The sequence below is a fragment of the Nonomuraea sp. NPDC051298 genome (genome assembly GCF_055586305.1).
The window spans coordinates 519,511-541,470 of the sequence record NZ_JBVJIM010000002.1; the positions used below are offsets into that span (position 1 = coordinate 519,511).

Sequence of the window (21,960 nt, forward strand, 5' to 3'; positions counted from 1 at the left end):
TCGGTTCCTTGCATTAGGGGTCGTCGGATTCTGGCATCCCGAATGTCCCTATCGCATAGATACTTCCACTATCTGTAAACGCCCGTAGTCGGAAATATGAGAAGGGCTCATGGCTATCGAGGGGCCGTTCTGGCGGGCGATCGCGGTCTACCGGGTGGCGTCGCTGGTCTACGCGGCGCTGCTGCTGGCCCAGCACCGCGGCTACGCGCAGCCCGTGCTCGGCTGGCTGGTCATCGGGGTGATGGCGGCGTGGACGGCGGGGGCGACGTACCTCTATTCCGGCCTCTACTCCGGCCGGGTCCCGGCCGGGGCGCGGCGGCGGTGGCCGCTGCTGGGCGCCGACCTGGCGGTGACGATGGCGTGCCTGCTGGCCAGCCCGTACGTGGAGGGCGACCGGCTGGGGGCGGCCGGCACCATGCCCGTGCCCGCCACCTGGGTGGCCGCGCCCGTGCTGGCCTGGGCCGTCCACGGCGGCCGTCGTGCGGGCGCGCTGGCGGCGGCCGTGGTCGCGGCGGGCGACCTGTGGTTGCGGGCGAGCGCCGGCGACGTGCCCATCGTCCTCAACGGAGCCGTCCTGCTGTTCCTGGCGGGCGTCGTGGTCGGGCACGTGGCCCGGCTGGCCAGGCAGGCCGAGGAACGCATGCAGCGCGCCGCCGAGATGGAGGCCGCCCAGCGCGAGCGCGAGAGACTGGCCCGCGGCATCCACGACTCCGTGCTCCAGGTCCTCGCCCTGGTGCAGCGCAGGGGGCGGCAGCTCGGCGGCGAGGCGGCCGAGCTGGGCCGCCTGGCCGGTGAGCAGGAGGCGGCGCTGCGCGAGCTGGTCGCGGGCGGCCCGCCGCCGCCCAGGGGCACGACGGACCTGCGCGGGCTCCTGGCCCGCCACGGCTCCCCTGAGGTGACGGTCTCGACCCCGGCCACGCCGCTGGTGCTGCCCACGGAGGTGGCCGAGGGCGCCGCGGCGGCCGTCGGCGCGGCCCTGGACAACGTGCGGGCGCACGGCGGGAGCGGGGCGCGGGCGTGGGTGCTGGCGGAGTCGGGGCCGGGCACGGTGACGGTCAGCGTCCGCGACGACGGGCCGGGGATCCCGGACGGGCGGCTGGAGGAGGCGGCGGCCGACGGGCGGATGGGGGTCGCCCGCTCGATCCGCGGGCGGGTGGCCGAGCTGGGCGGCGAGGTCTCCATCGTGAGCGTCCCGGGCCAGGGCACCGAGGTCGAGATCACCCTCCCCGCCTGAAGAGACGGCGCCGTCGGCCCTGTGGCCCGTCCCGCCCGCCGGGGCGGTGGCCGGGGACGTGGAACCGCACGGAAGGCTTCGCCGCCCGCCTGGGCCGCTGCCCGAGGTTAGAGTGGCCGCATGGTGCGGGTCATGGTTGTGGACGACCATCCCATGTGGCGTGACGGCGTCGCCAGGGATCTCGCCGAGGCGGGTTACGAGGTCGTCGCCGCCGTGGGGGAGGGCGCGCAGGCGGTGCGGGTGGCCGGGGCGGTGCGGCCCGACGTCGTCGTCCTCGATCTGCGCCTGCCCGACCTGCCCGGCCACGCGGTGGCCGCCCGCCTCGCCCAGGTCGAGCCCGCGCCCAAGGTGCTGGTGCTGTCGGCCAGCGCCGAGCAGGACGACGTGCTCGCGGCCGTCAAGGCCGGCGCCTGCGGATACCTGGTCAAGTCGGCCGGTCGCGAGGAGTTCCTCGACGCCGTGCGCCGTACGGCCGAGGGCGACGCCGTGTTCACCCCCGGTCTGGCCGGTCTCGTGCTGGGGGAGTACCGGCGGCTGGCCGCGCAGCCGGAGCCCGCGGTGGGGCCGCGGCTGACCGAGCGCGAGACCGAGGTGCTCAGGCTGGTCGCCAAGGGCCTGAGCTACCGGCAGATCGCCGCGCGGCTGGTGCTGTCGCACCGCACCGTGCAGAACCATGTCCAGAACACGCTCGGCAAGCTCCAGTTGCACAACCGGGTGGAGCTGGTGCGATATGCGATCGAGCGGGGACTCGACGCGGACTAAACTCGATGGGTCGCGACGTTGCCACCAACGGCGCGCTTCCCCGTCTTCCCGGAGGTTCCACCATGACGATGTCCGCCCTGGGCGAGCCGTGCGTTCTGCTCAAGCTGGGCGAAATCGTTCTCAAGGGCAAAAACCGCGAGCTGTTCGAACGCCGCCTGATCAGCAACATCCGCGACGCGCTCCGTACGGTGGGCGTCCAGGTCGACGTGCGCAGGCGGCACGGCGTGATCGCGATCTTCCTGCCCCAGGGGGCCACCGCCGAGCAGGCCGGCGCCGTGGCCGAGCGGGTGGCCGAGGTGCCGGGGCTGGTCTGGATCCACCGCGCCTGGCGGGTCGCCAAAGACCCCGACGCCGTGCTGAAGGCCGGTCTCGAGCTGGTCGGCGAGAGCGAGGAGGCCAAGCGGGGCGCCCGCTTCGCGGTCCGCTCCCGCCGCCGCGACAAGCGCTTCCCGCTGCGCTCCAACGAGCTCGACCGGCTCGTGGGCGGCGCGATCAACGACGAGTACGGCCTGCCCGTCGATCTGAAGAACCCCGAGCTGACGGTCTCCATCGAGGTCGACAGGGACGAGGTGTTCGTCTTCACCGGAGGCATCCCCGGTCAGGGCGGCCTGCCGGTCGGCAGCAGCGGGCGGGCGCTGGTGCTCATGTCGGGCGGCATCGACTCGCCGGTGGCGGCCTACCGGATGATGCGGCGCGGCCTGCACGTCGACTTCCTGCACTTCTCTGGCATCCCGTTCACCACGTCCGAGTCGATCTACAAGGCGTACGCGCTGGTCAGGAAGCTCGACCGGTTCCAGGGGAAGTCGCGCCTGTGGGTGGTGCCGTTCGGCAAGGCGCAGCAGTCGATCCGCACGTCCGGCCAGGACCGGCTGGCCGTGATCGCGCAGCGGCGGCTCATGCTCAAGACGGCGGAAGAGGTCGCCCACCGCATCCGGGCCGCCGCGCTGGTCACCGGTGACGCGCTCGGCCAGGTCTCCTCGCAGACGCTGACCAACATCACCGCCCAGGACAACGCCGTCGAACTGCCGATCCTGCGGCCGCTGGTGGGCTGGGACAAGACCGAGATCATGGCCGAGGCCCGGCGCATCGGCACGCTCGAGATCTCCGAGCTGCCCGACGAAGACTGCTGCTCGCTGCTGGCGCCCAAGCGGGCCGAGACCCGGGCCAAGATCGAGGACCTGAAGCTCATCGAGAAGCGGCTGGACGCCGAGGAGCTGTGCGTGCAACTGGCCGACTCGATCCAGGAGTACACGCTCTAGCCGCGTCCGGCTCCGTGCCGCCGCCCGCCCCGTTCCTCGGCGCTCGTGCGCCGTCGGGGCGGGCGGCGGGCCGCTCAGGCGTCGACCTTGTACGGGTCGTGCTCGCTCAGCAGCTTGTCCAGCCGGGCCTGGTCGACCCGGTTGCTGACCTCCGCCAGCTCGTGCCGGTCGCGTACGACCTTGCACAGGGTGATCGTCGAGGTGACGACGTAGAGCAGGCCGAGCCCGAGGAAGGCCCTGATCCACCCCTCGGTGGGCAGGTAGACGAGGGCGATCACCACGGAGGCCAGCGAGACGGCGAACGACAGGACCGCCTGGACGTAGAACGCGGCGGTCTGCTTGGTGCGAATGGGCTTCGTCATGAGGTCATCGTGCGCCGGGGGAGAAGCCCGGCGCATGAGGCCCCGTACTTAAGTTACTCGTGAGTACGACAGGTCCGGCCTGCCCGGATCCCGGCGGGTCAGGCGGCCGCGGGCACCGCGGCGCGCTTGCCGAGCAGCACCGGGAAGTCGGCCATGACCTGCGCCAGCTCGCCCAGATCGGCGTCGACCAGGGCCTGCGGCCCGTCACAGAGCGCCTGCTCCGGACGCGGGTGCACGTCGATGATGACGCCGTCGGCGCCCACCGCGACGGCCGCCCGGGTCAGCGGCAGCACCAGGTCGCGCCGCCCGCCCGAGTGCGAGGGGTCGACGATCACCGGCAGGTGCGACAGGCGCTGCGCCACCGGCACGGCCGACACGTCGAGCGTGTTGCGGGTGGCCGACTCGAACGTCCTGATGCCCCGCTCGCACAGCACGATGTCGAGGTTGCCGCGCTGCGCGATGTACTCGGCGGCCATCAGCCACTCCTCGATCGTGGCGTTCATGCCGCGCTTGAGCATGACCGGCCGCCCGGCCGCGCCGACCGCCTGCAGCAGCGCGAAGTTCTGCATGTTGCGGGTGCCGACCTGCAGCATGTCGGCGTAGGAGGCGACCAGCTCGACGTCCTGGGCGTCCACGACCTCGGTGACGATGGGCAGGCCCGTCTCCTCGCGCACGTCGGCCAGGATGCGCAGGCCCTTCTCGCCCAGCCCCTGGAAGGCGTACGGGGAGGTGCGCGGCTTGAACGCCCCGCCGCGCAGCAGCACCGCCCCGGCCGCCTGCGCCATCCTGGCCGCGTCGAGCGTCTGCTGGTGGGTCTCCACCGCGCACGGCCCCGCGATCAGCGTCACGGTGTCGGGGCCGATCGGCACGCCGCCCACGTGGACCGTGGAGCGTTCCGGATGGTTCTCCCTGCTGACCAGCTTGTACGGGGTCGACACGCGCATGACGTCGCGCACCCCGGCCATGCCCCGCAGGCTCGCCGCGTCGAGCTGGGCCACGTCGCCGACCAGGCCGACGATGGTGCGCCGCACCCCCTTGCTGACGAACGCCTCCACCCCTGCCGCCTGGACGACGGACACGATCGCCGCGAGATCGTCCGCGGTGGCCTCGGGGCCCATCACGATCACCATGTGCTGCTCGCTCTCTGTGTGGGAAAACCGCTGGAAAACTGGGAAACCGCTGGAAAAACGCAGAAGGCCCCGGGTCCTCGTGGACCCGGGGCCTTCGTTCGCCTGTCTGCTAGCGCAGCATCAGATGGCGAACGGACTCGGGTCCGTCGCCATACCAAAACAGCCACGCGGTGCGCATAGTCACCCAGGTTAGCGCACCGCACCCACTGGTGAGGCACTGGCCGTCCGGTGGCAGGATGGCCCAAGACGCGAGACCGGTGAGGGGAGTGATCGTGGAGGAGTCGCGCCTGCCTCCAGGCCAGTACGTCCCGCGCGGCCGGCCCGTGATCCACTACGGCAGGGTGCCCGTGTTCAAACCCGACACCTGGGACTTCCGCGTCTTCGGCGCCACCGCCTCGGGCCAGGAGCACTGCCTGTCCTGGGACGACTTCGAGCGGCTGCCCCGCACCACGTCCATCGCCGACTTCCACTGCGTCACCAAGTTCTCGCTCATGGCCAACGAGTGGCGCGGCGTGGCCCCGGCCACGATCATGGGCGCCGCCCCGCCCGGCCCCGGCGTGCGCCACGTGATGATCTGGGCCGAGTACGGCTACAGCGCCAACCTGCGGATGTCCGACTTCGCCGCGCCCGGCACCCTGTTCGCCATGGAGCTCGACGAGAAGCCCCTCAGCCCCGACCGGGGCTTCCCGCTGCGCATCGTGGTGCCCCACCTGTACGCGTGGAAGAGCGTCAAGTGGGTGCGCGGCATCGAATACCTCCTGGAGGACCGCCGCGGCTTCTGGGAGGAGCGCGGCTACCACAACGTGGCCGACCCCTGGTGCGAGCAGCGCTACTCCTACCAGGAAGAACCCGGCGAAGGGCCGCCCTGACCTCACTGCGGGTTTCCTCCCGGGCACGCTCGGTTTTGGCTACGGTTTCCGCATGCTGACCACCGCGTGCGTGGCGGCGTCCGGTCTGGTGTCCGGTCTGGCGTTCGTGCTGGGCTACGGGCTCGCCCGCGCCCTCGGACGCCGCCAGGGGCCGCCGGAGCGCCGCAGGGCGGACGACGCGACGTTCACCACGTTGCACGTCGCCGCGCTGGCCGCCCCGGCCCTGCGCGCCGGGCTCGACCGCGACTCCGCCCGCAAGGCCGTACGGCACCTGCGCGCCCTGCTCGGCACCCAGGCCGTCGCCATCACCTCCGTCGACGCCGCGCTGGCCTGGGAGGGGCCGTGCACCGGCGACGTGCTCGCCCACGCCCGCGCCACGCTGGCCGCGGGACGGGCGCAGGTGTTCCCCGGCGAGCCGCAGGGGGCCGTCGTGGTGCCGCTGACCGTGGCCGGCTCGGTGGTGGGCGCGCTGGCCGCCTTCGACGACCAGGTCAGCGCCGCGCTCGTGCGTACCGTGACCGAGGTCGGCCGCTGGGTGTCCGGCCAGCTCGAACTGGCCGAGCTGGACTCCTCCCGGCGGCGCGCGACGGAGGCCGAGATGCGCGCCCTGCGCGCCCAGATCTCGCCGCACTTCGTCTACAACGCGCTCACCACGATCGCCTCGTTCGTGCGCACCGACCCCAGGCGCGCCCGCGAGTTGCTGCTCGACTTCGCCGACTTCTCCCGCTACGCCCTGCGCCGCGCCCGCGACTTCACCACCCTGGCCGACGAGCTGACCTGCGTCGACCGCTATCTGCTGCTCGAACGCGCCAGGTTCGGCGACAGGCTGCGCTTCAGCATGCGGGTGTCGCCGGAGGTGCTGCCCGTGCCGGTGCCGTTCCTGTGCCTGCAACCCCTGGTCGAGAACGCCATCAAGCACGGCATGCGCGGCCGCGGCGGGCTCGGCGAGGTCCGCGTGGTGGTGCGCGACGCGGGCCTCGAGGCGCACATCACGGTCGAGGACGACGGCGCCGGGATGGACCCCGAGTGCGCGCGCCGCCTGCTGGACGAGGACCCGGCCCGCGAGGGCAGCGGCATCGGCCTGGCCAACGTGGACCTGCGCCTGCGCCAGATCTACGGCGACGGCTACGGGCTCGTCGTGGAGACCGGCCTGGGCGCGGGCACGAAGGTGAGCCTTCGCGTGCCCAAGACCAGACCTGGCTCCATGTGGTCAAAACATTACGCTATGCTGACGTGACTCTTGTGACCTGTGCTCTTATACGGCAGCGTGGTGCACATGCTGAGGGTTCTGGCCGTCGACGACGAAGTGCCCGCTCTGGAGGAGCTCGCCTACCTGCTGCGCCAGGACGAGCGCGTCGAGCACGTCGCGACCGCGGCCGACGGCGTCACGGCGCTGCAGGACATGGTCCAGATGATCGGTGGCGGGGAGCGGCTCGACGGGGTGTTCCTCGACATCCGGATGCCCGGCCTCGACGGGCTCGACCTGGCCAGGCTGGTCGGCGGCTTCCCCAGCCCGCCGCGGCTGGTGTTCGTCACGGCCCACGACGACTGCGCGGTGCAGGCGTTCGAGCTGGAGGCGGTCGACTACCTGCTCAAGCCGGTCAGGGCCGAGCGCCTGTCGGAGGCCGTACGCAGGCTGGAGGCCGTCACCTGCCCCGCGCCCGAGCCGGCCCAGGACGACGTGATCCCGGTCGAGCTGGGCGGGCGCACCCGGTTCGTGCCCCAGCAGGCCGTCTGGTACGCCGAGGCCAAGGGCGACTACGTCCGCCTGCACACCGTCGACGGCAGCTACCTCGTCCGCATGTCGCTGGCCGCGCTGGAGCGGCGCTGGTCGGAGGCCGGGTTCATCCGCATCCACCGCAGCACGCTGGTCTCGGGCCGGCACGTCAGCGAGCTGAGGTTCGACGGCGGCCGGGTGACGCTCACCGTCGGCACCGAGACGCTGCGGGTCAGCAGGCGCCACAGCCGCCAGGTACGCGAGCAACTCGTCCGCCAGCACCGGGAAGTGATCTCGTGACCCCGCCCGGACGCAGGGGCGTGGCCCGGTGAACGAGGGCCGGCGCGTCGTCGTGTCGCGACGGCCCGCCGCGCTCGGGCGCGGCTCCGCCTCGGTCCGCCCTGCCTCGGTCCGTCTCGCCTCCGTCCGCCCTGTCTCCGTCCGTCCCGCCTCCGTCAGCTCCCCCGACGGGAGCGCCGCCACCGGCGTGCCCGCCATCGTGGGCCTGCAGTTGCGGCAGGGGCTGCGCACCGTGGCCGCCGTGGCCGGGCTGCTGGTCGGCGCGCCCGTCCTGGCGGCCTGGGTGCCCGACCCGTGGGCCTGGGTGGCGCTGTCGGTGGCCGTGCAGGCGGCGTGGGTGGCGCTGGCCGTGCGCCAGCTCAGGCGGGCCGAGCGGCTGGAACGATGAGCCTCGCGGTGCTGACCGGGATCGCCTTCGTCGGCGTCCTGGGCGTCGTGGCGGGGGCCGCGCGGCCACGCCGTTCCGTCGGGGCGTCGGACTTCCACGTGGCGGCCAGGGCCGTTCCCCCCTGGTGGAACGGCGCGGCCATCAGCTCCGAGTTCACCTCGGCCGCCGCCTGCCTGGGCACGGCCGGGCTCATCGCCGCCCACGGCTCGCCGATGCTGTGGTATCCGGCGGGGGCGGCGGCCGGGTTCGTCCTGGTGCTGGCGCTGGTGGTGGCGCCGTTGCGGCGCTCGGGGACGTACACGCTGCCGGACTTCGCCGAATGGCGGCTGGGCTCGGCGCGGCTGCGCGGCTTCACCACCTGCTTCGTGCTCGTCATCGGGCTGGTCCTGCTGGTCGCGCAGTTGCACGCGGCCGGGGCCGTGGTGCGGCTGCTGACCGGGCTGCCGCCGTGGCTGGGCTGGGCGGCCGTCGCGGCGGCGGCGCTGGGCGTGGCGTTCGCCGGAGGGCTGGGCAGCGTGACGAGCGTGCAGGCCGCGCAGTTCTGGCTGAAGCTGGTCGTCTTCCTCGGGGTGGGGGCGGCCTGCTGGTGGGCCTCGGGGGGCCGGTCGCCCACGGGCGGGGCGGCCTGGTTCGAGGGGGCGTACCGGGCCGGGGGCGCGGAGCTGGCGGGGGCGGGCGACCCGTCGCTGCCGGGGGTGCTGGCCGTCCTGCTGGCTTGCGCGCTGGGCACCGTGGGATTGCCGCACGTGATCGTGCGGGTCTACACGTGCGGCGACGGGAGCGGGGCCCGGCGGGCGATCGTGGCCACGCAGGTGATGCTGGCCACCTTCTGCGTCGTGCCGCCGCTGTACGGGGTGCTGGGGCACGTACATGTGCGGGGGGCCGCGGCCGACGAGATGATGCTCCTGCTGCCCGCCAGGCTGCTTCCCGGGGGTGTGGGGGAGGCGCTCACGGGTCTGCTGGCCGCCGGGGCGTTCGCGGCCTTCCTGGCCACCACGGGAGGCGTGCTGGCGGCCGTCGGGGGCGCGGTGTCGGCGTGCGTGTCGCGGGGTGGCGTGCGGGGTGGCGTGCGGAGTGGGGCTCGGGGTGGGGCGCGCTCGTTCCGGGCGGCGGTGGCGGCGGTCATGGTGGCCGCGCTGGCCCTGACGGCGGCCTCCGCGCCCGGGGCGTCGGTGCCGCTGATGCTGCTGGGCTTCAGCCTCTCGGCGGCCACGTTCTGCCCCATGCTCGTGCTCGCCATCTGGTGGCCCCGGCTCACGGACGCGGGCGTGGTGGCCGGGATCGCGCTCGGCGGGGGCGTGACGGCGGCGCTGGTGGTGGCGGAGCAGGCAGGCGTGTGGACGGGGGCGCTCACTTCCTGCCCCGCGCCGGTGGCCGTACCCGCCGCGTTCGCAGGGATGATAATGATTTCCCTGGTCACACCGGGTCGCGCGCCTCGGGGAGTGGGCTCGATGATGGCCAGGATGCATCTGCCCGAGCGACTCGCGGGCCCCCCGGCCCACCGTTCGTCGCACCACGAAGGCCGCTCGTCGCATGAGCACGCTCCGTATGTCGATGACTACTGACCGTTCGACGCGCTGTCCGTAAACGGGGTTTCGCCCGCAAGATCGCGACCGTAGTGTTTCGGCATCGGAAGCCAACCCGGCGCATCGGGGGGGACGAGCCGGAAGGCTCACGACAGGTCTGGTGCGCCGGCTTCACCGGCGACGCGCAGGTCGCCGCGGCGGTCGGGCCCTGACCGGGGGGTGGGGCCCGCCACGCCGGGTCCGTGAAGGGGCGCCTGCGCGGCCGCTGAACCGGCCCGCGATCCGGCCTTCGGGGGCGGTGGGATCGCGCACGTGGGCGCCCCTGTCACGGTGCGTGCGCCGATGGGAGCGTCATCCGCCTTTGCGGGCGCATGGTCTTCGCGGGCACACGGTCTTTGCGGGGCACACGGTCCGACGCGGGCACACGGCACGGGCCCGGCCGACGCCGGGGACGCGTGGGCGCGCGCACAGCCGTCGCCGAAGGCCGGGAGCGCGGGCTCAGGTGAGGCCGGGGCGCGGGCTCAGGTGTCGCGCAGCTTCTTCAGCAGGGCGATGTCCTCGGCGTGCTTGGGAGCCTTGCCCGGCGTCTCGATGCAGATCGGCACCCCGGCCACCGCCGGATGCCGCATCAGCTCGGCGAACGGCTCCGCGCCGATGTGCCCGGCCCCGATGTTCTCGTGGCGGTCCTTCTTCGCGCCGCACACGTCCTTGGAGTCGTTGGCGTGGATCAGCTTGAGCCGGCCGGGCGCGATGGCGTGCAGGGCGTCGAACGTCTCCTTCACCCCGCCCTCGGCGGCCAGGTCGTGCCCGGCGGCGAAGGCGTGGCAGGTGTCGAGGCAGACGCCCACGCGCGGATGCCGGTCGAGCGCGGCCAGATAGGGCTCGAGGTCCTGCACGGTGGCGCACAGCATGGCCCCTTGGCCCGCCATCGGCTCCAGCAGCAGGTCGGGCCCGCCCTCCGGGATCTCGTCGAGCAGCGGCAGCAGGTTTTCGCGCACCTGGCGCATCGCGTCGTCGTGCGGCTGCGTCACCGCCGAGCCGGTGTGCACCACCACCCCCTTGGCGGCGATCTCCGCCCCGCGCCGCAGCGTGTGGCGCACGGTCGCGATGGAGTGGGCCAGCGTCTCGGGGCTGGGCGAGCCGAAGTTGACCAGATAGGTCGTGTGGACGAACGTCTCCACGCCCGACTCGGCCAGCTTCGTGTCCTCCTCGGGCCTGCCCTCGGTGAGCGCCCACCCGCGCGGGTTGGTGACGAACACCTGGATCATCTCGGCGCCGATCTCGGCCATGTACTTCAGGCCGCCCGTAGCCAGGCCGCCCGCCACGGACACGTGTCCGCCGATCAGGGATTTCGCGCTCATGATGCTCCAAGTCTAGGCGCGGCGGCGGACGCCTCCGTCACGGTGACGCCCTCGGACCGGTGCGTACGGACAAAGGTTGGTCCAAGACACCGGGCCCGCGCCCTTCGGGCCGCCCGCCGCGGGGAACGTCCTGACGCGTCCGCCCGCAGGCCAGACAGGAGAGTCCATGCGTGCCATCGCCATTTCCGACTTCGGGGCAGCCCCGGAGCTGGTGGAGACGCCCGAGCCCGAGCCTCAGCCAGGCGAGCTGCTCGTACGCCTGCGCGCCGCCGCCTACAACCCGGTCGACGCCAAGATCGCCGCTGGGGCCATGAAGCACCGGATGCAACCCAGGTTCCCGTTCATCATGGGCCAGGACGGCGCAGGGGTCGTCACCGCGGTGGGCGCCGAGGTGAGCGGCTTCCGTCCGGGCGACGAGGTCTACGGTCGCTTCAGCGACCCCGCGCGCGGCCTGGGCAGCTACGCGGAGTACGGAGTCGTGGCCCAGGACGGCCCCGTCGCCCGCATGCCCAAGGGCATGATCCCCGAGCAGGCCGCCGCGGTGCCCACCGCCTGCGCGACCGCCAGGACCCTGGTGGAGGCCGCCCGCCTGGACGAGGGCCACACGGTGCTCGTCGTCGGCGCGACGGGCGGCGTGGGCCAGGCGGTCATCCAGCTCGCGGCACTGGCGGGGGCCCGGGTCGTCGCCACCGCCGCGCCCGCCGACGTGGACCTCGTACGCGGGCTGGGCGCGGCCGAGACCGTCGACCACACCACGGGCCGGCTCGCCGACCAGGTGCTCGCCGCCCACCCCGACGGCATCGACGCGGTGCTCGACCTGGTCACCCCGGCCGGCGCCACCAAGCCCGTGGAGGAGCTGCTGCGTCCTGGCGGCGTGATCTGCAGCATCGTGCACGCGCTCGACCTCGACGCGCTGGCCGCCAGGGAGCTGCGCGGCGTGAACGTGGTCAACCGGGTCACCGGCCAGACGCTGGCGGAGCTGGCCGACCTGATCGACGCCGGTCGGCTCAGGGTACGGGTGCAGGCCCAGGTGCCCCTGGACCAGGCCCCCGCCACGCTGTCCCGCCTGGCCGCCGGGCACGCCAGGGGGAAGACCGTCTTCACCATGTGAGCGGGGGTTGGAGCATGCCACGAAAAGTGCCGCCGATCCGGGGCGCGAATTGGGAGTTCTCGGGGATGGACCGGGCAGCGGGCGCGTGTGTGTACTGCTGACATGCCCGACAACGACCCTGACGACGACCCCGGCACCGGCGGTGACGCCGCGCTCCTGGTCTTCAACGCCCGGCCGCCCGCCGAGGCCGAGGCCGGTCTGCTGGCCTGCTGCGCCTCGCCCGCGTTCGCCGCGCGGGTGGCGGCGCGCAGGCCGTACGGGGACCTGGACGGGCTGCTGGCCGCCGCCGAGGCGGCCGTGCGGGCACTCGGCTGGGACGACGTGCTGGAGGCCCTGAGCGCGCACCCCAGGATCGGGGAGCGGGCGGACGGCGGCGGCAGGCAGGCGGCCTGGTCCCGGCAGGAGCAGTCGGGCGTCGAGGACGGCCTGCGCGCCGCCCTCGCCGACGGCAACCGCGCCTACGAGGAGCGGTTCGGTCACGTCTACCTCGTCTGTGCCACCGGGCTCTCCGGCTCCCAGATGCTGGCCGGGCTCAGGGAACGGCTGGGCAACGAAGGGCGGCGGGAGCGCGAGGTCGTCCGCGCGGAGCTGGCCGCGATCACCCGGCTGCGGCTGGGGAAGCTGATGCGGGAGGGGGCATGAGCTTCTCCACCCACGTGCTGGACGCGGTCACCGGCCGCCCCGCCGCCGGCCTGCGCGTACGCCTCGAGCACGACGGCCGGGTCGTGGCCGAGGGACGCACCGACGCCGACGGCCGCCTCAAGGGCTGGGACCCCGGGGCCGGGGTCCACCGGGTGGTGTTCGACACGGGGGAGTATCTGGAGGAGACGTTCTACCCCGAGGTGGTCGTCACCTTCACCGTGACCGACCCCGGTCAGCACTATCACGTGCCGCTCCTGCTCAGCCCGTACGCCTACTCCACCTATCGAGGGAGCTAGATGACCGTCAGGCTCGGCGCGAACCGCTACGGCAAGGCGGAGACCAGGCTCGTCCACGTGGTCAGGGACGGCCCCGTGCACCACCTCAAGGACGTCAACGTCAGCGTCTCGCTGTCGGGCGACATGGAGGCGGTCCACCTGACCGGCGACAACGCCGCCGTGCTGCCGACCGACACGCAGAAGAACACCGTCTACGCCTTCGCCAGGCGGCACGGCGTCGGCCAGATCGAGGAGTTCGCGCTCCGGCTGGCGGGGCACTTCACCGCCACGCAGCCGACGATCCACCACGCCAGGGTGGAGATCGAGGAGTACGGCTGGAACCGCGCGGGACCGCACTCGTTCGTGCGCGACGGGGGCGAGGTGCGCACGTGCGTGGTGCACCACGACCGCGACGGGCGTCGTACGGTGGTGTCGGGGCTGACGGACCTGGTGGTGCTGAACACGACGGGGTCGGAGTTCCACGGTTACCTCGTGGACGAGTACACCACGCTCCCGCCCGCCGCCGACCGCGTGCTGGCCACCGCGGTCGCCGCCCGCTGGCGGCACGCGGGGGACGAGACCCGCTCCTACGACACGTCGTACGAGCAGGTCAGGGGGGCGCTGCTCGACGCGTTCTCGGGCACCCACAGCCTTTCCCTCCAGCAGACCCTCTACGCCATGGGCGAGCGGGCCCTGGCCGCCTGCCCCGGGATCTGCGAGATCAGGCTCTCCCTGCCGAACAGGCACCACTTCGCGGTGGACCTGTCGCCGTTCGGCCTGGACAACGACAACGAGGTCTTCTACGCCGCCGACCGCCCGTACGGACTCATCGAGGGCGGCGTGCTGCGCGAGGACGCGCCCGACGCCGGATTCGCCTGGGAGTAGGCAGACTGAGAGTAGGCAGACATGGACTTCTTGCGCCCCACGACGTGGGAGGAGGCGCTGGCCGCCAAGGCGGACCGGCCCGAGGCCGTGCCCATCCAGGGCGGCACCGACGTGATGGTCGAGCTGAACTTCGACGTGCGCAGGCCGGAGACGCTGCTCGACCTCAACCGGGTGGCCGAGCTGCGGGAGTGGTCGATCGCGGGCGGGTTCTGCCGGGTGGGGGCGGGGGTGCCGTACGCGGCGGTCATCGAGGAGCTGGGCGGGCCGCTGCCGGGGCTGGCGCAGGCCGCCCGTACGGTGGGCTCGCCGCAGATCCGCAACCGCGGGTCGGTGGGCGGGAACCTGGGCGCGGCCTCGCCCGCGGGCGACAGCCACCCGCCGCTGCTGGCGGCAGGTGCGGTGGTCGAGGTGGAGTCGTACGGGCGCGGGGTCAGGATGATCCCGGCCGCCGAGTTCTACCTCGGCGTCAAGCGCAGCGCGCTGGAGCCGGACGAGCTGATCAGGGCCGTCCACGTGCCGCCCGCCACCGGGCCGCAGTACTTCTCGAAGGTCGGCACGCGCAACGCCATGGTGATCGCGGTGTGCTCGTTCGCGATCGCGCTGCACCCGCGCGAGCGGCGGGTCGGCACCGGGCTCGGCTCGGCCGCGCCCACCCCGCGCCGCGCCCTGGAGGCCGAGGAACTGCTGGCCGCCGAGCTCGACTGGGACGCGCCGCTCGACCCCGCCCTGCTGCGGCGCTTCGGCGAGCTGTGCGCGCGCGCCGCCGCGCCGATCGACGACGTGCGCGGCACCGCCGCCTACCGCGTTCACGCGATCGGCGTGCTGGCCCGCCGCACGCTCACCTGGGCCTGGAACGACCACCTGGAGAAGAGGGCCGCCTGATGCGCGTCACGTTCACCGTCAACGGCCGCGAGGAGAGCGCCGAGAACGTCTGGGAGGGCGAGAGCCTCCTGTACGTGCTGCGCGAGCGCCTGGGCCTGCCCGGCTCCAAGAACGCCTGCGAGCAGGGCGAGTGCGGCTCCTGCACGGTCTACCTGGACGGCCTGCCCGTCTGCGCCTGCCTGGTGGCCGCGGGGCAGGCCGAGGGGCGGCGGGTGCGCACGGTCGAGGGCCTCGCCGACGGGGACCGGCTCGATCCGGTGCAGGAGGCGTTCGTGGAGTGCGGGGCGGTGCAGTGCGGCTTCTGCACGCCTGGACTCCTGGTGCAGGCACACGACCTGCTCGAACGCGTGCCCCGGCCGTCGGACGCGGAGATCAGGGAGGCGCTGGCGGGCAACCTGTGCCGGTGCACCGGCTACGAGAAGATCCTCGACGCGGTACGCCTGGCCGCCGCACGCAAGGCGGACACCCTGTGACCGGCACGACAGTGATCATCGAGAACGTCCATGTGGCCCCCGTCACCGGCCCCGAGATCGAGTCCGGATACCTCAGGATCGAAGGGGACAGGATCGCCGAGGTGGCCGCCGGGCCCGCCCCCGAGATCCCCGGCGCCACCCGGATCGACGGCACCGGCTGCCTGGCCACCCCCGGCCTGGTCAACACCCACCACCACCTCTACCAGTGGGCCTCGCAGGGGCTGGCCCAGGACGCCACGCTGTTCGAGTGGCTGGTCGCCCTCTACCAGGTGTGGGCCGCCATGGACGCCGAGGTCGTCGCGGGCGCGGCCACGGCCGGGCTGAGCTGGCTCGCGCTGTCGGGCTGCACCACCTCCAGCGACCACCACTACATCTTCCCCAAGGGCAGGGGCGACCTGCTCGCGGCCGAGATCGAGGCCGCCCGCGCGGTGGGCCTGCGCTTCCATCCGGCGCGCGGCTCCATGGACCGGGGGGAGTCGCAGGGCGGGCTGCCGCCGGACGACGTCGTCGAGAAGCTGGACGAGATCCTGACCGCCACGGCCGAGGCCGTGGACGCCTACCACGACCCGTCGCCCTCCTCCATGCTGCGCGTCGCCGTCGCGCCGTGCTCGCCGTTCTCGGCCAGCGCCGAGCTGATGACCGAGTCGGCGGCCCTGGCCCGCGCGAAGGGCGTACGGCTGCACACGCACCTCGCCGAGACGCTCGACGAGGAGGAGCACTGCCGGGAGCAGTTCGGGCTGCGGCCCGTCGACTACATGGAGAAGCTGGGCTGGCTCGGGCCGGACGTCTGGTTCGCCCACGCCGTGCACCTGAGCGACGCCGACCTCGGCAAGCTGGCCGCCACCGGCACCGGCTCCGCGCACTGCCCCTCCTCCAACGGGCGGCTCGGCGCGGGCATCGCCCGGGTGTCGGAGATGCTGCGCCAGGGGGCGAACGTGGGGCTGGGCGTGGACGGCAACGCCTCCTCCGAGCTGACCCCGCTGGCCGGGGAGATGCGCCAGGCGCTGCTCTTCCAGCGCGCCAGGTACGGCCCCGAGGCCCTCACCGCCAGGCAGGCCCTGGAGCTGGCCACCCTGGGCGGCGCCCGCAACCTGGGCAGGGAGGCCGAACTCGGCACGCTCGAACCCGGCAAGCTCGCCGACCTCGCCCTGTGGCGGATCGACGGGCCGTTCACGGCGGCCGTCGCCGACCCGGTCTGCGCGCTGGTCTTCGGGCCCCCGCCGCCGCTGGCCAGGGTGCTGGTCGGGGGCCGCACGGTGGTGGCCGACGGCGAGCTGCGCACGCTGGCCCAGGACGCGGCAGGGCGCGCGGGCGCCGAGGCCCACCGGCGGCTGCTGCGGCTGGCGCGCGAACGCGGCGTCACGGCCGGCCGGCAGGTCCGCAGCGAGGACGGCGTGGGGGCGTAGTGGCCGGGGGAATCCCGTCCCGTGCCTGCGTACTAGGGTGGAAAGGTAGGAAACGAGAGGGAAAGGGCGGTCTCGTGGCGGAGGAACTCCCAGACGGGCGGCTGGCGCAGCTCAAGAACACGTTCGCGGCGATCGACACCGACGGCGACGGCTACATCAGCGAGGCCGAGCTGAGGCGGCACTTCCCGGGGCTCTCGGAGGAGGCGCTCGGGGCCATGAGCCAGGAGGCCGACTTCGACCAGGACGGCCGTTACTCCTTCGAGGAGTTCGTCCGCACGGTGTCGTAGGTGCGCAGGGGCTCGCCCCTCACGGTCCTGGAGCGGACAGCGTCCGTTCCAGCGGGGTGCGGAAGCGGGGCGTGACCCGGACGTCGCCGAGCCAGGCGGCCAGCCCGGCCGCCTCGGCCTCGATCATGGCCACGGCGTCCGCGCCCACGTCCTCCAGCAGCCGCCACCCGATCTCCCCGTCGGGGCGCTGCGCCCAGCCGCCCACGACCCGGCCGTCCCACCACACGGTCGGCCCCACGTTGCCGCTGCGGTCGAACAGCTCGGCCCGGTGCTCGGGAGGCAGGTACCAGTCGCGGGCCTGCCAGCCCATCGGGGTCGGGTCGAGCGCGGGCAGCAGCGCCGCCCACGGCTCGGGCCCACCGTCCGGCCCGTCGTGGGGTTCTTCGCCGGGGAGGTCGTCCGGCAGGACGTAGCCGGCGCCCTCGTCCAGGCGCACGGCCACGGCGCCGACGGCGGCCAGGGCGCGGCGGACGTCCTTGAGCGTCCAGCCGGTCCACCACTTGAGGTCCGCCTCCGTGCCGGGGCCGAACGCCGCCAGCCACCGGCACACCAGCTCCGCCTGCGCCTCGTGCGCGGCCAGCTCCGCCATCTCGGGGGCCAGGCCCCAGTAGTGCGTGCCGCTGACCCAGGTGCCGGACACGCGGGCGCCCCTGACGAGCCTGCCGTCCATCGCCATCAGGGGCAGCAGGCGCGACCCCACGCTCACCACCCCCTCGTACGGCTTGCCCACGGCCACCCTGAACCGCTCGCGCAGCCGCGGCTCCAGCACCCCCAGCTCGGCCGCCGTCGCGTCGCCCGACTCGGCCAGCAGTCGCAGCACGGCGGCCTCGACGTCCTCGAGCCGCGCCGCGTCCCAGCCGCCCTCCGCGACCAGCTTCAGCACCGACGCGCGCTCCTTGCGGGCGATGGCCAGTGCCGAGGAGTGGTGCACGACCGGTACGAGCCGCGCGGGCACCACGAAGACCGTACGCCGCATGCCGGTCATGCGTACCAGCGTGCGGTCCGCGTACAGGGATCGCTCGACCGGCGCGGGATCGGGGGCGGCCAGCCGCGCGCCCGCCGACAGGAACACCGTGGCCGGGTCGGTGCCGTGCAGCGCCACCACGGAGGCCGCCGCCTCCTCCGGAGTGGCCGCCTTACGGGCCAGCCGGTGCCGCAGGGCGAGCCGCGCCCGCCGCCGCAGGGTCGAGACGAGCGGCGGCGAGGACTGCGCCGGCCGGACTTGCGGTGGTGGAATCGTCACGAACGCCCCCTTTCCCGTGGTGAGCATAACGGGCGTCCGGCCGGGCGGCGGGCGTGACGAGGCCCACGCCACCGCCGTCGACGGGGCGTGGGCCCGAGGGGTCAGCCGACCGCTACTCGACGTACCACGTCGTCCAGCGCGGCGGCCTGGCCGTGCTGAACACGTCCTCACAATTGCAGTTGCCGCATCCAGGGAGCATTTCCGCACCTCGCCTTTGCCTAGGGGACTAGGTCTTCTACCCGTCGCGACGTGCCCCTACGCTGACGCGCCTGCCAGAGTTCCGGACGAGTCCCGGCGGGACACCGGCGTGGCTCCCCGTAACACGCGAATGCCAGGATGTTGAGTCACGCCTTCCTGCCCGCTCGCACCGGGCAGGAAGGCGTGTCAGGACATTGTTCATCATCAGGTGGGAGTTCGTTGTGGTTCAGCACGTTCTTGTCGCCCCTGACAAGTTCAAGGGGTCGCTGACGGCCGCCGAGGTGGCCTCCCGCGTGTCCGCCGGTCTCGGTGTGCCCACGGTCGAACTGCCCGTGGCCGACGGCGGCGACGGGACGGTCGACGCCGCCGTCGCGGGCGGCTTCAGCCGGATCACGATCGACGTCACCGGGCCGACCGGTGAGCGCGTCCCCGCCTCGTACGCCTGGCACGCCGCCGACACGGCCGTGGTCGAACTGGCCGAGGCGTCCGGGCTGCGCCGCCTGCCCGGCGAGCCGGAGCCGCTGACCGCCACCAGCTACGGCACCGGGGAGCTGATCGCCGACGCCGTGCGCCGCGGCGCCAAGCGGATCGTCCTGGGCCTGGGCGGCAGCGCCTGCACCGACGGGGGAGCGGGCCTGGCGCAGGCCCTCGGCGCCCGCCTGCTCGACGCCGACGGCCACGACCTGCCGCGCGGTGGTGCTGCGCTGCGGGAGCTGGCCCGCATCGACCTGTCGGGCTTCCTCGACGTCGCGGGGGTCGAGTTCGTGGTGGCCAGCGACGTCGACAACCCGCTCCTCGGCCCCCACGGCGCCGCCGCCGTCTACGGGCCGCAGAAGGGCGCCACCGCCGACGACGTCGCGACGCTGGAGGCCGGTCTGGCCCGGCTGGCAGCCGTCGCCACCGCCACCCACGGGCTGATGGGGGCCGTGGAGCACGACGGCGTCCCGCGCGCGATGGGCGTGGCGGGCGCGCCGGGGGCGGGGGCGGCGGGCGGGGTGGGGTTCGCGGCGCTGGCGTTCCTGCACGCCGAGATCCGGCCCGGCATCGACTACCTGCTCGACCTGCTCGGGTTCGGCGAGCACGTGAAGGGGGCCCGCCTGGTGATCACCGGCGAGGGCTCGCTCGACGAGCAGTCGCTGCGCGGCAAGGCGCCCATCGGCGTGGCGCAGGCCGCGGCCAGGGCGGGCGTGCCCGTGGTCGCCGTCTGCGGGCGCCGTACGCTCGGCGACGCCGAGCTGAAGGCCGCGGGCATCGGGGCCGCCTACGCCCTGACGGACCTGGAGCCCGACCCGGCCCGCTGCATGTCCGAGGCCGGGCCGCTGCTCGAACGCCTCGCCGCCCGGCTCGCCGCCGACCAGCTTCCGGGGGGAGCTGAATGACCCCTTTCGACCTGGTCGTCAGGTCCCGCAGGACCGTCACGCCCGAGGGTGAGCGGCCCGCCGCCGTCGCCGTACGGGGGGAGAAGATCGCCGCCCTGTACGACCACGCCGCCCCGCTCGCCACCACCGTGGACATCGACCTGCGCGACCTGGCCCTCCTGCCCGGCCTGGTCGACACCCACGTGCACGTCAACGAGCCAGGGCGGGCCCACTGGGAGGGCTTCGCCTCCGCCACCAGGGCGGCCGCCGCCGGGGGCGTCACCACGATCGTGGACATGCCGCTCAACTCGATCCCCCCGACCGTCACCACGGAGGCCCTCGACGCCAAGCTGCGGGCCGCCGAGGGGAAGTGTCACGTGGACGTCGGGTTCTGGGGCGGGGCCGTGCCCGGCAACGTCAAGGACCTCGCGCCTCTGCACGAGCGCGGCGTCCACGGGTTCAAGTGCTTCATGTCGCCGTCCGGGGTCGAGGAGTTCCCGCCGCTGTCGGTGGCGGAGCTGCGGGTCGCGCTGGAGGAGGTGGCCGGGTTCGGCGGGCTGATGGTGGTGCACGCCGAGGACCCGGCGCTGCTCGCCGAGCCGGGCGGGCCGGGCTACCGGGAGTTCCTCGACTCGCGGCCCGGCGCCGCCGAGCGCAGCGCGGTCGAGACGGTCGTCCTGCTGGCGGAGGAGACCGGGTGCCGGGTGCACATCCTGCACGTCAGCGGCGCCGAGTGCCTGGAGGTCCTGGAGGCGGCCAGGGCCGGGGGCGTGGCGGTGACGGCCGAGACCTGCCCTCACTACCTGACGCTGGCGGCCGAGCAGGTGCCCGAGGGGGAGACGGCGTACAAGTGCTGTCCGCCCATCCGTTCGCGGGCCAACCGCGACCTGCTGTGGGACGGGCTGGCCAGGGGCGTGCTGAGCTGCGTGGTGTCCGATCACTCGCCCTCGACGGCCGAGCTGAAGGTGCCCGACTTCGCGGCCGCGTGGGGCGGGATCGCCTCGCTCCAGCTCGGGCTCTCCGCCGTCTGGACGGAGGCCGCGCGGCGCGGGCACGGCCTGGCGGACGTCGTACGCTGGATGTCAGCCAATCCGGCCTCAATAGCCAATATTTCCGGAAAAGGTGGGATAAAGGTTGGCAATGATGCCGACCTCGTGGCCTTCGACCCCGCGGCCGACCACCTGATCGACGCGGCCCGCCTCCACCACAGGAACCCCGTCACCCCGTACCACGGCCGCACGCTCAAGGGCGCCGTCCTGACCACCTGGCTGCGCGGCCGCCCGGTGGACGGCGGCCCGCACGGACGATTCCAGTGGGGAGCCCGTTAGATGACGCCCTTCACCAGCCTGCCCGACCTCGCCCTGCGCGCCTACGGCGGCTCGGTCGTGGCGGCCAGCGACGAGTCCTTCGCCGAGAAGGAGAGCCTGATCAGGCCCGGCCGCCCGGTCTTCCGCCCGGAGACGTTCGGCAACAAGGGCCAGGTCTACGACGGGTGGGAGACCCGCCGCCGCCGCACGCCCGGCCACGACTGGGCCGTGGTGCGGCTCGGCCTGCCCGGCGTGATCCGGGGCGTGGTGATCGACACGGCCTGGTTCAAGGGCAACTACCCGCCGTACGCGTCCGTCGAGGCGGCGGCCGTGTCCGGGCACCCGTCGCCCGAGGAGGTGCTCGCGGCCCCGTGGACCGAGATCGTGCCGAGGTCGGCGCTCAAGGGGGACATCGAGCACCACTTCGAGATCGCCGACGAGGGCCGGTACACCCACGTACGGCTCAACATCCACCCCGACGGGGGCGTCGCCCGGCTCCGGGTGCACGGGGAGGTCCGCCCCGACCTGACCGCGTACGAGGGCCTCGGCCTCGACCTGGCCGCCCTGGCCAACGGCGGCCTGGTCACCGCTTGCTCCGACGAGTTCTACTCGACCCCCGCGAACGTCATCGCCCCGGGGCTCGCCCGCCACCAGGCGGAGGGCTGGGAGACCGCCCGGCGGCGCGACCGGGGCAACGACTGGCTCGTCATCCGGCTGGCCGGGCGCGGCCTCGTCAGGCTGGCCGAGATCGACACCACAAACCTGCTGTTCAACGCGCCCGGCGCGGTGTCGCTGACCGGCCTGGACGGCGAGCGCGAGGTGCCGCTGCTGCCCAGGACCCGGTTGCAGCCCGACACGCCGCACCGCTTCCGCCTCGACCCGGCCGAGCCCGTCACCCACGTGCGGGTGGACATCTACCCGGACGGCGGCCTGGCCCGGGTCCGCCTCCACGGCCACCTGGCCTGACGCCCGGCGGGTCGCGCGG

The 21,960-nt window shown here is 73.7% G+C and carries 23 protein-coding genes; 19 read left to right on the forward strand and 4 right to left on the reverse strand.

Features of this window, described 5'->3' with window-relative positions; all coding sequences use genetic code 11:
* Nucleotides 1-109 precede the first annotated feature (109 nt).
* From macS to thiI, 3 genes are all read left to right on the forward strand, one after another.
* Nucleotides 110-1,234: a MacS family sensor histidine kinase gene (macS, locus tag ACZ6S0_RS07700; protein ID WP_465914389.1), complete on the forward strand. Its 1,125-nt coding sequence runs from the start codon at nucleotides 110-112 to the stop codon at nucleotides 1,232-1,234.
* Nucleotides 1,235-1,354: 120 nt separating this feature from the next.
* A complete protein-coding gene (locus ACZ6S0_RS07705) occupies nucleotides 1,355-1,996 on the forward strand; it encodes a response regulator (RefSeq protein ID WP_465914390.1) in 642 nt (213 codons plus the stop codon).
* A 62-nt stretch (nucleotides 1,997-2,058) separates the two neighbouring features.
* Complete coding sequence (gene thiI, locus ACZ6S0_RS07710; protein WP_465914391.1) at nucleotides 2,059-3,255, forward strand: tRNA uracil 4-sulfurtransferase ThiI; 1,197 nt, start codon at nucleotides 2,059-2,061, stop codon at nucleotides 3,253-3,255.
* Between the two features lie 74 nt (nucleotides 3,256-3,329).
* Here thiI and ACZ6S0_RS07715 read toward each other — a convergent pair whose 3' ends face one another.
* Nucleotides 3,330-3,617, reverse strand: a complete 288-nt coding sequence (locus tag ACZ6S0_RS07715) for a YiaA/YiaB family inner membrane protein (RefSeq protein ID WP_465914392.1) — start codon at nucleotides 3,615-3,617, stop codon at nucleotides 3,330-3,332.
* A gap of 98 nt (nucleotides 3,618-3,715) precedes the next feature.
* A complete protein-coding gene (gene aroF, locus ACZ6S0_RS07720; protein WP_465914393.1) occupies nucleotides 3,716-4,747 on the reverse strand; it encodes a 3-deoxy-7-phosphoheptulonate synthase in 1,032 nt (343 codons plus the stop codon).
* A 272-nt stretch (nucleotides 4,748-5,019) separates the two neighbouring features.
* Here aroF and ACZ6S0_RS07725 point away from each other — a divergent pair, with 272 nt between their 5' ends.
* The 5 genes from ACZ6S0_RS07725 to ACZ6S0_RS07745 are packed head-to-tail and all read left to right on the forward strand — an operon-like array spanning nucleotide 5,020 to nucleotide 9,586.
* Entirely contained in the window at nucleotides 5,020-5,616 is a 597-nt protein-coding gene (locus ACZ6S0_RS07725; protein WP_465914394.1) for a molybdopterin-dependent oxidoreductase, read from the forward strand.
* 52 nt (nucleotides 5,617-5,668) lie between these two features.
* Nucleotides 5,669-6,853: a sensor histidine kinase gene (locus ACZ6S0_RS07730; RefSeq protein ID WP_465914395.1), complete on the forward strand. Its 1,185-nt coding sequence runs from the start codon at nucleotides 5,669-5,671 to the stop codon at nucleotides 6,851-6,853.
* Nucleotides 6,854-6,892: 39 nt separating this feature from the next.
* On the forward strand, nucleotides 6,893-7,633 hold the full coding sequence (locus tag ACZ6S0_RS07735) for a LytR/AlgR family response regulator transcription factor (protein WP_465914396.1): 741 nt from the start codon (nucleotides 6,893-6,895) through the stop codon (nucleotides 7,631-7,633).
* Between the two features lie 28 nt (nucleotides 7,634-7,661).
* Entirely contained in the window at nucleotides 7,662-8,021 is a 360-nt protein-coding gene (locus tag ACZ6S0_RS07740; RefSeq protein ID WP_465914398.1) for a hypothetical protein, read from the forward strand.
* Entirely contained in the window at nucleotides 8,018-9,586 is a 1,569-nt protein-coding gene (locus tag ACZ6S0_RS07745; RefSeq protein ID WP_465914399.1) for a sodium:solute symporter family transporter, read from the forward strand. Before ACZ6S0_RS07740 ends, ACZ6S0_RS07745 begins: the two co-directional genes overlap by 4 nt.
* A 482-nt stretch (nucleotides 9,587-10,068) precedes the next feature.
* Here ACZ6S0_RS07745 and ACZ6S0_RS07750 read toward each other — a convergent pair whose 3' ends face one another.
* Nucleotides 10,069-10,908: a deoxyribonuclease IV gene (locus tag ACZ6S0_RS07750; protein ID WP_465914401.1), complete on the reverse strand. Its 840-nt coding sequence runs from the start codon at nucleotides 10,906-10,908 to the stop codon at nucleotides 10,069-10,071.
* A gap of 166 nt (nucleotides 10,909-11,074) precedes the next feature.
* On the opposite strand from ACZ6S0_RS07750, the gene ACZ6S0_RS07755 reads away from it, so the two are divergent.
* The 8 genes from ACZ6S0_RS07755 to ACZ6S0_RS07790 all read left to right on the forward strand — a co-directional run bounded on the left by ACZ6S0_RS07755 (nucleotide 11,075) and on the right by ACZ6S0_RS07790 (nucleotide 16,869).
* Nucleotides 11,075-12,019 carry an NADP-dependent oxidoreductase gene (locus ACZ6S0_RS07755; protein ID WP_465914404.1) on the forward strand — a complete coding sequence of 315 codons (945 nt, stop codon included), beginning with the start codon at nucleotides 11,075-11,077 and terminating at the stop codon, nucleotides 12,017-12,019.
* Between the two features lie 102 nt (nucleotides 12,020-12,121).
* The gene (gene uraD / locus ACZ6S0_RS07760; RefSeq protein WP_465914406.1) at nucleotides 12,122-12,661 is read left to right on the forward strand and encodes a 2-oxo-4-hydroxy-4-carboxy-5-ureidoimidazoline decarboxylase; all 540 of its coding nucleotides are present in this window, start codon (nucleotides 12,122-12,124) and stop codon (nucleotides 12,659-12,661) included.
* Nucleotides 12,658-12,957, forward strand: coding sequence for a hydroxyisourate hydrolase (gene uraH / locus ACZ6S0_RS07765; protein WP_465914407.1), 300 nt, complete (start codon nucleotides 12,658-12,660; stop codon nucleotides 12,955-12,957). Before uraD ends, uraH begins: the two co-directional genes overlap by 4 nt.
* Nucleotides 12,958-13,821: a factor-independent urate hydroxylase gene (pucL, locus tag ACZ6S0_RS07770; RefSeq protein ID WP_465914410.1), complete on the forward strand. Its 864-nt coding sequence runs from the start codon at nucleotides 12,958-12,960 to the stop codon at nucleotides 13,819-13,821. It begins immediately after the preceding gene.
* 21 nt (nucleotides 13,822-13,842) lie between these two features.
* Nucleotides 13,843-14,703, forward strand: coding sequence for an FAD binding domain-containing protein (locus ACZ6S0_RS07775; protein ID WP_465914412.1), 861 nt, complete (start codon nucleotides 13,843-13,845; stop codon nucleotides 14,701-14,703).
* Nucleotides 14,703-15,176 carry a (2Fe-2S)-binding protein gene (locus ACZ6S0_RS07780; protein ID WP_465914414.1) on the forward strand — a complete coding sequence of 158 codons (474 nt, stop codon included), beginning with the start codon at nucleotides 14,703-14,705 and terminating at the stop codon, nucleotides 15,174-15,176. Before ACZ6S0_RS07775 ends, ACZ6S0_RS07780 begins: the two co-directional genes overlap by 1 nt.
* Entirely contained in the window at nucleotides 15,173-16,582 is a 1,410-nt protein-coding gene (locus tag ACZ6S0_RS07785; protein ID WP_465914416.1) for an 8-oxoguanine deaminase, read from the forward strand. The genes ACZ6S0_RS07780 and ACZ6S0_RS07785 overlap by 4 nt, the downstream gene beginning before the upstream one ends.
* Nucleotides 16,583-16,656: 74 nt before the next feature.
* Nucleotides 16,657-16,869, forward strand: a complete 213-nt coding sequence (locus tag ACZ6S0_RS07790; RefSeq protein ID WP_465914418.1) for an EF-hand domain-containing protein — start codon at nucleotides 16,657-16,659, stop codon at nucleotides 16,867-16,869.
* Nucleotides 16,870-16,888: 19 nt separating this feature from the next.
* Here the strand turns inward: ACZ6S0_RS07790 and ACZ6S0_RS07795 are convergent, their stop codons facing one another.
* Nucleotides 16,889-18,112, reverse strand: coding sequence for a winged helix DNA-binding domain-containing protein (locus ACZ6S0_RS07795; RefSeq protein ID WP_465914419.1), 1,224 nt, complete (start codon nucleotides 18,110-18,112; stop codon nucleotides 16,889-16,891).
* 419 nt (nucleotides 18,113-18,531) lie between these two features.
* Here ACZ6S0_RS07795 and ACZ6S0_RS07800 point away from each other — a divergent pair, with 419 nt between their 5' ends.
* Genes ACZ6S0_RS07800 through alc form a run of 3 tightly spaced genes read left to right on the forward strand, consistent with a single transcriptional unit; the run spans nucleotide 18,532 to nucleotide 21,941 of the window.
* Nucleotides 18,532-19,689, forward strand: a complete 1,158-nt coding sequence (locus ACZ6S0_RS07800) for a glycerate kinase (protein WP_465914420.1) — start codon at nucleotides 18,532-18,534, stop codon at nucleotides 19,687-19,689.
* Nucleotides 19,686-20,996, forward strand: coding sequence for an allantoinase AllB (gene allB / locus ACZ6S0_RS07805; RefSeq protein WP_465914422.1), 1,311 nt, complete (start codon nucleotides 19,686-19,688; stop codon nucleotides 20,994-20,996). The genes ACZ6S0_RS07800 and allB overlap by 4 nt, the downstream gene beginning before the upstream one ends.
* On the forward strand, nucleotides 20,997-21,941 hold the full coding sequence (alc, locus tag ACZ6S0_RS07810) for an allantoicase (protein WP_465914424.1): 945 nt from the start codon (nucleotides 20,997-20,999) through the stop codon (nucleotides 21,939-21,941).
* Nucleotides 21,942-21,960: the final 19 nt, after the last annotated feature.